The 10,109-nt window shown below is 68.3% G+C and carries 6 protein-coding genes; all 6 read left to right on the plus strand.

The window, feature by feature from the left end; translation table 11 throughout:
- Positions 1–101 precede the first annotated feature (101 nt).
- A complete protein-coding gene (locus Q9R17_RS20025) occupies positions 102–899 on the plus strand; it encodes a DUF4198 domain-containing protein (protein WP_308156331.1) in 798 nt (265 codons plus the stop codon).
- Positions 900–928: 29 nt separating this feature from the next.
- Positions 929–1,837: an EF-hand domain-containing protein gene (locus tag Q9R17_RS20030; RefSeq protein ID WP_308156332.1), complete on the plus strand. Its 909-nt coding sequence runs from the start codon at positions 929–931 to the stop codon at positions 1,835–1,837.
- A 126-nt stretch (positions 1,838–1,963) separates the two neighbouring features.
- Positions 1,964–3,424: a DUF2271 domain-containing protein gene (locus tag Q9R17_RS20035; RefSeq protein ID WP_308156333.1), complete on the plus strand. Its 1,461-nt coding sequence runs from the start codon at positions 1,964–1,966 to the stop codon at positions 3,422–3,424.
- Positions 3,425–3,530: 106 nt separating this feature from the next.
- The gene (locus tag Q9R17_RS20040; RefSeq protein ID WP_308156334.1) at positions 3,531–5,906 is read left to right on the plus strand and encodes a TonB-dependent hemoglobin/transferrin/lactoferrin family receptor; all 2,376 of its coding nucleotides are present in this window, start codon (positions 3,531–3,533) and stop codon (positions 5,904–5,906) included.
- A gap of 303 nt (positions 5,907–6,209) precedes the next feature.
- Positions 6,210–8,528, plus strand: coding sequence for a TonB-dependent receptor (locus Q9R17_RS20045; RefSeq protein ID WP_308156335.1), 2,319 nt, complete (start codon positions 6,210–6,212; stop codon positions 8,526–8,528).
- A gap of 22 nt (positions 8,529–8,550) precedes the next feature.
- The gene (locus Q9R17_RS20050; protein ID WP_308156336.1) at positions 8,551–10,026 is read left to right on the plus strand and encodes an esterase-like activity of phytase family protein; all 1,476 of its coding nucleotides are present in this window, start codon (positions 8,551–8,553) and stop codon (positions 10,024–10,026) included.
- The last annotated feature ends 83 nt before the right edge of the window (positions 10,027–10,109 follow it).

Here is a 10,109-nt window from a genome sequence, read left to right on the forward strand (position 1 = left end):
GGCTTCACATGTTGCGAACAATTCCCATTTGCACTAGGATGCGCTCCGCCAGCCTCGCCCGTCGACTCGCCAGCGTCCACGCTCTTCGATTCGAGGGTTCCATGAAGGCCTTTACCCGTGCGGGTCTTGCCGCACTGCTGCTTGCCGCATGCCTGCCGGCATCGGCGCATACCCCCTACCTCGTGCCCAGCAGCTTCGCGCCGCGCGCCGGTAGCACCATTGCCCTGGACGCCTCGTTCGCCGAGACGTTCTTCGTGCCCGAAGTGGCCTTCGACAACAGCACCTTCGGTGTTGTCGGCCCGGACGGGAAGGACCAGGTGGTGCCGTCACGGGCCATGACCAACCGGACGGTGGCCGAGTACACCCTCCCCGCAGGGGCGGGCACCTACCGGTTCAGCACGGGGCTGCGCATGGGCGCACTGTTCCGCACCTGGGAGATCAACGGCACACGTGCAAGCTCGCGCGATCCGGCAGTGAAGATTCCCGCCGGTGCAAAGGTCATCGCCGACTTCCAGTCCATTACCCGCGCCGAAACCTACGTCACCGCCGGCAACCCCGACCGCGCCGCGTTGAAGCCACGCGACAACGGGCTGGAGCTGGTCGCCGTCAGCCACCCCAATGATCTCTACGTGGGCGAGACCTTCGCGTTCATCGTCCAGTACGACGGCCAGCCGCTGCCCGGGCAGAAGGTGGAGGTGACCGAGGCGGTATGGAGTTCGGACCGCACCCCGCAGGTGGTCACGCTCACCACCGACGCGCAGGGCCACGCACGCATGCCCCTGCAGGCCGCCGGTACCTGGATCGCGCTGACCCGATTGCGCAGGCCCGCCCCCGACGGCGCGCCCGTGGCCGAGTACAGCCACAGCTACACGCTCAGCTTCCGCGTCCTGAACCCCTAATCCCCCCCTTCGTACCTGTCGAGGTTGTCATGAAACGCTCCCTGCTCATCGGCGCCTGCGCCGGTGCCCTGCTGCTGTCCGCCGTCGCCGCTGCCGAGTCGCCTGCCACCCACCCACGGCCGCTGGTCGGTGGCCACGGCAACAACGTGCAGGCCTTCATTGCCGAATTCGACGACAACGGCGATGGCAAGGTCACCTGGGCCGAGTTCGAGGCCTTCCGCCGCGCCCGTTTCGATGCCACCGACTACGACCACAACGGCACGCTGGACGAGGACGAGTACGTGCGTGAGTTCAGCGAGCGCATGGCTGCGGAGGTCGAACGCGAGCGCGCAGGCCTGATGGAGCAGGCGCGCAGCCGCTTCGCCCAGCTGGGCCCCGGCACGGACGGCCTGGTATCGCGCTCCGCGTTCGATGCGGCCGGCGAAAAGACCTGGCAGGCCGCGCAGAAGCGGCTGGCCAGCCAGGACCGCACCGGCACGCCAGCGGCACGCGGCACCGAGCGGACCGCCGCCGGCGCGCAGCGCTTCGACAACGGCCCGCGCAGCCGCCTGAACCTGCCGAGCAGCCACAGCGCCGAAGGCTTCCTCGAACTGTACGACAGCAATGGCGACGGCACGGTGGACAAGGCCGAGTTCCAGCGCGTGCGCGATGCGCAGTTCACCCGCACCGACAGCAACGGCGATGGCCGCCTGAGCGCCAACGAGTACCTGGCCGAGTTCGAGAGCCGCATCGACCGCCGCGCCGCCACGCTGGACCAGGGCGAGGATCGCCAGGCGCATGTGCGCTTCGGCGTGCTGGATGCGGACAAGGACGGGGCGATGACCTTCGCCGAGTACCAGGTGTCCGGCAAGCGCCTGTTCGACACGGCCGACCGCAACAAGGACGGTGTCGTCGATGCGGCCGACGCCGCCCTGCCGGCCCCCGCCCCACGCCGCTGACGCACGCAGGGCGCCTGCAATGGCAGGCGCCATCGCGCCCCCGTTACCGCCCATGGACCGGGATCACCCGCGGCAACGCCGGCCAACGGCCTGCCGCACCACCGCGTGCGTGCCCGAGACCGCCCCATGTATCGCCTTGCTTCCCGCCTGCTGTTGAGCGCCACCACCGGTCTGGCCCTGCCGCCGGCGTCAGCGGATGCACCTGCCAGCTTCCACCGCGACGACGTGCTGGGTACCTCGCTCGACCTTGCCGTCGAGGCTGCACCCGCCGACGCCGACACGGCACTGCAGGCCGTGCTTGCCGAGGTCACCCGGCTTGACGGCATCCTGAGCCGCTGGCACGAAGACAGCGAGCTGGCGCGCTTCAACGCCAGCACCACCCCGCAGCACCTGTCACCGGACCTGCGTGCCGTGCTGGGGCTGTGCGAGACGTGGCTGGCACGCACGGAGGGCATGTTCAGCTGCAGGCTCGGCCTGCCGGCGGCGCGCTGGCGCGCGGCGGCAGCATCCGGGGTGTTGCCCGCACGCGAGGAAATGCGCGCACTGGCAGCCGCAGCACGCGACGCCGAGGTGGTGATCGACACCGCCGGGCCGGTCAGCCGACCGGCCAGCGTTGTCTTCGATATCGACGGCGTGGCCAAGGGCTACATCCTCGACCGGGCGCTGGAAGCGGCGCGCGCCGCCGCACCGGCCGCCACCGCCATCAAGCTCGATATCGGCGGCGATGCCGTGTACTGGCAGGCCGCCGGCCATGCGGCCCCCTGGATGGTGGGCGTGGCCGACGCACGCCTGCCGCGCGACAACGGCCAGCCACTGGCCGCGCTGGCCCTGCACAACCGCGCCATCGCCGCCAGTGGCCACGCCACCCGTGGCTACCAGGTCGGGTACCGCCGCTACAGCCACATCCTTGACCCGTTCTCCGGCTGGCCGATGCAGTTCGCACCGGCAGCAACCGTCACCGCTGCCGATGCCGCGACCGCCGATGCGCTGGCCACCACCCTATCGGTGATGCCGATCCGCGATGGCATCGCGCTGGCCGACCAGCTGCCGCAGGTCGCCGCTTTCATCCTCAGCGATACCGGCACGTCATTCATCTCCCGGGCATGGCCCACCCTGCTGGCAGACGCGCCGGTACGTACCACCGACGAACAGCATCTGGTGGTGGAGTACCAGATTCCACCGCAGGCCACGGCGATGTACCACGCACCGTACCTGGCGATGTGGATCGCCGGCGCGGACGGCGCACCGCTGCGGCAGTTGCTGGTGCTCGGTGACCGTTCGCGCTACCTGCACGAACTGCCGCAATGGTGGCGCCGGTATGGCAAGGACGATCTGCCGGCGATCCAGGGCATGGCCCGCCCCACCCGCCTTCCCGGGCAGTACACGGTGGCCTGGGATGGCCGCGATGACCGCGGCCGGGCCCTGCCCGCCGGGCACTACCTGCTGCAGATGGAAGCCGCCCGCCAGGGTGGCGGACACGAATACCTGTCCGTGCCGGTCGTGCTGCACCCGGACCGCACGGTGGACCAGCAACAGCAAGGCCAGACCGAGATCGGGCAGGTCCGCGTGCGCTCCACCGCGCGCTAGCCCGCCCCCTGCCCCCCTTCTTCCCAGCGACGCACACCGGCCACCCGATGGCACCCCGCAGCCAGGAATGCATCCCCGCCCTTCCCTCCTTCCTGCGGAGTTACCCATGAGACTGCACCCCTCCCTGCTTGCACTGGCGGTCGCCAGCAGCATCGCAACCCCACTGACCACGCGTGCGGCCGCCGCCGACGCCGATGCCGCCAGCACCCTCGATACGATCCACGTAACGGAAACCCGGAAGAAGTCCGACACCCAGAACGTCACCCGGCTCTCGGCCCGCACCCTGCAGCAGCAGGGCGCACAGAGCATGGACGATGCCATCCGCTACGTCCCCGGCGTGGAAATGGTCGATCTGGGCCGTGCCGGCTTCAATGGCTTCAACATCCGCGGGCTGGAAGCCGACCGGGTGGCGATCACCCTGGATGGCCTGAGCTTCCCGCAGAGCCTGGACCCCGGCTCCTACCAGCCCTATGAATTCTTCCGCTCCGGCCGTGGCAGCGTCGATCTGGAAGCGGTGAAGAGCGTGGAGATCATCAAGGGGGCCGATGCCATCACCGCCGGCAGCGGCGCACTCGGTGGCGCGGTGATGTTCACCACCAAGGACCCGGCCGACTTCCTCAAGGCCACCGGCAACGACAGCTTCGGCTCGGTCAAGTATGGCTATACCGGCTCCAGCAGCGAGAACATGGGGTCATTGACGTTCGCCAACCGCACCGGCCGTTTCGAGTCGCTGCTGGTCTATACCCGGCGCGACGGCCACGAGACCGAGGGGTGGTATGACACCACCGATGCACTGCTCGGCCCGGACCGGCGCACGCCCGACCCGATGGACCGCCGCAGCGACAACCTGTTGGCCAAGGTGAACTTCCTGGCCACGGGCACGCAGACGCTGGGTGTCATCTACGAACGCGCACGCGCCACCAATGACATCGACAACTGGACCCGCAGCGATGGCGTCGGCTCGTACTACTTCCGCAGTGCCGTCGACCGCAGCGACCGCGACCGTTATGGGTTGAAGTACACCTGGAAGGCAGGCAACGCCCTGTTCGACAGCCTGGAAGCCACCGCCGACTACCAGAAGAACTACATCCAGGGGCAGACCAACGTGCAGGTCGCCAACGGCACCGCTGCGACCTACGGCACGCGGTGTTCGACGACGGCGCTGTGCTCGCGCCAGGAAAACCGCTGGGATACGCAGAAGCGCAACCGCGTCGCGCTGGACTTCGACAAGCAGGTGGACACTGGCGGCCTGCACCACGACCTGGTCTACGGTGCGGCCTGGCAGCAGGCGAAGATCCACTGGAACTCGGTGGACTCGCGCTGGGGCAACACCGGCACCCTGTACAGCCGGGAAACCGATCCCTCGCTGTGGCCGGACACCCGTGAAACGGACCTGACCGCCTACCTGCGTGATCGGGTGCGCCTGCTGGATGATCGCCTGTCGCTGACCGGCGGCGTGCGCTATGACAGCTACAAGTACGTGCCGCAGACCGCGACCACCGGCAATGGCCAGTCCGGCTACCAGGACAAGGCCGGCAGCGTGGGAACGTCCCGTTTCTCCTCGCCCACCTGGAACCTGGGCACGGAGTTCAAGCTGACCGACGCCAACTCGCTGTGGGCCCAGGTCGGGCGTGGCTTCCGCGCACCGGGGGTGAATGACATGTACGGCAGTTCCTCGACCACGCAGATCACGCGCGTGTCCGATGGCGCGACCGTCACCGTGGCCGATGGCCGCAGCAACCCGGACCTGGACGCCGAGCGCAGCCTCAACCTGGAACTGGGCTGGCGCTACCAGAGCGATCGCCTGCGCCTGGGTGTTTCGGCCTTCCGTGACAAGTACAGCAACTTCATCGACAGCGCGCAGTTCGTGGCCGACGCTGGCACCGCCTACAGCAAGATCGTCGGCGGCAAGCCGGTGGTGACCGACGGCTACACCTACACCATGCCGATCAACCGTGGCGAGGTCGTGGTCAAGGGCGTGGAAGTGGAAGGCATGTGGCTGCTGGCCGATGACTGGCTGGCCCGCGTCGCCTATTCGTACAACGAAGGCAAGGACAACGATGGCCAGCCACTGGCCAGCATCATCCCGGCCAAGGCCGTGGCCGGCCTGACCTACACCGCACCGTCGCGCCGCTGGAGCCTGACCGCCAACGTCACCCACCAGGACCGCAAGGACCCGGCCGACTATGGCAAGAGCGTGACCAACAGCAGCTACGGCGCCGAGGTCGTGCCGGTGTACGCCAGCAAGGCCCGCGAATACACGCTGCTGGACATCTTCGGCAGCTACGACCTGACCCCCAGACTGCACCTGACCGCCGGTGTCTACAACGTGTTCGACAAGGAGTACTACCTGTGGAACCGCGTACGCACGGCCGGTGCCGGCACCGCGATCTTCCAGGGTGCCACCAGCGCCGTGGGCATCGGCCGCTGGTCGCAGCCGGGCCGCAACGTGCGCTTCACCGTCAGCTATGACTTCCTCTGAGACGGGCGCTGGCATTGCCGTGGGCGCACCCTGCCCACGCTGAGCCATCGGCACCCCCGCTCCGGTCCGTGGCACGCCCTGCGTGCCCGGGCCTTGCAGACAGGCATGAGGGCTGCGGCGGACACCGCAGGTCTGGCCGCACGAATGCTTAACGTGTCACCAGACAGTCATCGAAAAGGCGCACCCTTTTCACGCTGACGCAAGGCGGCTGCCGCCACCGCGTCACACCTGCCGTTTCCCCTCCCTGGTTCCCTGAGCTCCGCGCCCGCACGCGGTGGCTCGCACCTGCCTGAGTGATCGACCATGAACAAGACGTTGTTGGCCGTTGCGTTGTCTGTTGTCCTGACATCCACGGCCCTGGCGCAGGACGCTGCCCCGACCTCCGGCGGCACCACCGCCACCGACCTGGATGCCGTGTCGGTGATCGGCAGCGGCGAGGCCCGCCAGGTGCAGCGCATCACCCGTGAAAACCTCGACATCCTGCCGCCGGGCACCAGCCTGCAGAAGACGCTGAACCTGCTGCCGGGTGTCAACGCACAGTCGGCCGATGCGCTGGGCACCAACGAGCAGTCGATGACCCTGAGCCTGCGTGGCTTCAATTCCACCCGCCTGGGCTACACGCTCGATGGCGTGCCGCTGGGCGATGGCGCCTACAACAACTACAACGGCCTGACCATCAACCGCGCCCTGATCAGCGAGAACATGGCCGGCGCCGAACTGGCCGTGGGCATCGGCAGCCTGGGCACGCCCTCCACCAGCAACCTGGGCGGCACGATCTCCTACACCTCCGACCGCCCGGCCAAGGAACGGGGCGGGCGCCTGGTGCAGACCTTCGGCAGCGATGCCAACCGCCGCACCTCCGTGCGCGTGGACAGCGGCGAGTACAACGGCTTCTCCGGCTACGTGTCCGGCATGAACGCCGTCTCGGACCTGTGGAACGACCAGACCGCCTACAACAGATCCACGACCCGGCAGTTCAACGCCAAGGGCGTGTGGAACTTCGGGCGGGGCCAGGTGACCGGTTTCGTCGATACCTCGCGCACCAGCCAGGCCGACTACTTCTACCTGTCCAAGGATGCGATGGCCCGCGGGCTGGGCTGGGACTGGGGCGGCTATGCACCGGACTGGAACAAGGCCGTGGCCAAGGCGTACTGCAACACCGCCAGCTTCAACGCGGCCAGGTGCGATGCCAGCGGCCCGGACAAGGATGCCGATGGCGCCTTCACCGCCGGCCAGATCCTGCGCGATGACAACCTGTACTACCTGGCCGGCGATTTCTTCGTGGCCGACGGCTTCACCGTGCGTGCGCTGGCCTATCATCACGACGATCGTGGCGAAGGCCACAACTGGAACAGCGGCGCGTACTCCAACAAGGGCACCGCGCAGGAAATCCCGATCATCTTCCGCAACACCATCTACACCATCGACCGCGATGGCGGCACGCTTTCCTTCGACTGGGAACTGGGTGCGCACCGCATCGAAGGTGGTGTCTGGTACGAGCGCAACACCAGCAGCGCCGAACGCTACCAGACGGCGGTGGATGGCCCACGCGACCTGAGCGGCATGAACACCCTGCCTTCTGACGTCGGCGTGTTCGCCCAGCGCACCCGCTGGAAGACCCACCAGGTCTTCCTGAAGGACACCTGGCGCCTGCTGGATGACCGGCTGACGCTGGAATTCGGTGCCAAGAGCCCGCATGCCACCTCCGATGCGCAGGCCCTGCCGGGCGATGCGAAGACCCCGATTGCAGCCACCTCCAACAACCAGTTCGCCACCGGCTCGCTGAAGGCCAGCAAGAACCTGCTGCCCAGCGTGGGCGCCAATTTCCGCCTGGCCGACCACCACGAGGTGTTCGCCAGCTACGCCGAGAACATCGCGATGTTCCAGGGCGGATTCAAGCTGGGGCCGCAGGCGGTCAGCCAGGCCACTTGGAATGCGCAGGGCGACCTGAAGCCGGAAGAATCGCGCTCGCTGGAAGCCGGCTACCGCTTCGTGGGCGATACCGTGCAGGCCTCCGTGGCTGCCTATACGGTGCGCTTCGACAACCGCCTGCTGCAGTACAACCCCTGCGACTCGCGCCAGCCGGTCGGCCCCACCTGCGGCAACCGCTTCTACAACGTGGGCGGCGTGGACAGCCGCGGCGCGGAGTTCACCGTGCTGTGGACCCCGAACGCCCATTTCAGCTGGTACACCTCGGCCTCGCTGAACCGTTCGACCTACGCATCGAACTACGTGCAGGCCGGCGTGGAGCAGCAGATCAAGGGCAAGATCCAGACCGACACCCCGCAGCGCCTGCTGGCCACGGAACTGACCTGGCGCAACAACGGCTGGTTTGCCACCCTGCGCGGCAAGTACACCGGCGAGCGCTTCTACACCTACACCAACGACCAGGGCTTCGGTGGCTTCACGGTGTTCGACCTGGCCGGCGGCTACGATCTGGGCCGCGTCGGCTTCGCCAAGGCTGTGCGCCTGTCCTTCAACGTGACCAACCTGACCGACAAGCGCTACGCCAGCAACCTGGATTCGAGCGTGTTCGCACCCAGCGATCCGGCCGGCAAGCTGTACGTGTTCCATGCGTCGGCGCCGCGCCAGGTGTTCGGCTCCATCGACGTACGCTTCTGACCCGCGCCCAGGACCTGCCCCGATGCTTGCCACCGCCCTGCTGTTGACCTCGCTGCTGTCCACCGCCCCGGTTGCCGGCCATGCCGCGCCGCACGAGGCACAGGGCACGCCGCCACGCACCGTGCAGGCCGGGGGCCGCCGCTATGTCGACAAGGGGCTGGTGGCGGCCGGGCGGCTGCCGGCCGGCACGGTGGATTTCCTCGGCGACACGCTGGGGTCGTTCTCCTCGCTGGCCGTGCAGCCGGGCACCTGGCGGCGTACGGCCGACGGCTACGAGGGCACGTTGTGGACCCTGCCCGACCGTGGCCGGAATGATCCCGATGCCGGCCTGTTCTACGACTACGCCGGGCGCCTGGAGAAGCTGCAGCTGCGCATCACCGGGGCAAACACGCAGGCGACCCGCGCCGCCGGAACGGTAACGCTGGTACCGGACGGCGGGCGGGTACTGAAGGACTTCAACGGCCAACCCTTCACCGGCGCAGACCCGGGCGACCATACCGTGCAGCAGCGCGGCATCGTGCTGCCCTCGCCTGCCGGAGGCATCGGCGCGGGCAGGATCTCGCTGGATGCCGAGTCGCTGCAGTTCACCGCAGACGGGCACTTCTACATCGGCGATGAGTACACGGCCAACGTCTACTACTTCGACGCGCAGGGCCAGCTGCAGGGCGTGATCGTGCCGCCGCCGGCCGTGCAGCCGCGCCGTGACGGCGCGCCGGCCTTCGGCTCGCTGGCCCCGCCGCAGACCGGTCGCCGCAACAACCAGGGCGTGGAAGGCCTGGGCCTGTCGCCGGACGGCAAGCGCCTGTTCGTCGCGCTGCAGAGCGCGCTGCTGCAGGACAGCGCCCGTGGCAACGCCGCAGGCCGGATCAATACCCGCGTGCTGGTGTACGACGTCTCGGCCGGTGCCACCCCGTCGGCACCCATCGGCCACTACGTGGTCACCCTGCCCGCCTATGCCCACGACGGCAAGGGCAAACTGGACCGTACCGCCGCGCAGAGCGAACTGCGGGTGCTGGACCATGACCGCTTCCTGCTGCTGGCCCGCGATGGCAACGGCCTGGGCAAGGACGGGCCGGACCCGATCGTCTACAAGTCCGTGCTGCTGGTGGACATCGGCAAGGCCAGCAACCTGGCCGGCACCGCCCATGAAACCGGCACGGATACGGTACTTGCCCATGCCGATGCGGCCGCGCTGAAGCCGGGGCTGCACGCGGCACACTCCACCGAGCTGCTGAACCTGCTCGACCGTGGCCAGCTGGCCCGTGCGGGCCTGGACCTGGATACCACGCGCGGCCCGCACGACGGGCTGCTGTCGGAGAAATGGGAAGCCATGGACGTACTGCCCGCGCTGGACCCGGCCCGGCCGGACGATGTCCTGCTGCTGGTCGGCAATGACAACGACTTCATCGCCCGCCACTGTGTGATGCAGGGCGAGGCGTGCGACAGCCCGTACGACAATGACAACCGCATCCTGGTGTACCGCCTGACCCTGCCCTGACCCGGCAGATGTTCCGGTAGCGCCAGGCCCGGCCTGGCGGATGCACCACCGCGCCTGCCATGACAGGCCACGGTGTGCTGGAC

Origin of the sequence: Stenotrophomonas sp. 24(2023), assembly GCF_030913365.1 — a bacterium.
GTDB lineage: Bacteria > Pseudomonadota > Gammaproteobacteria > Xanthomonadales > Xanthomonadaceae > Stenotrophomonas.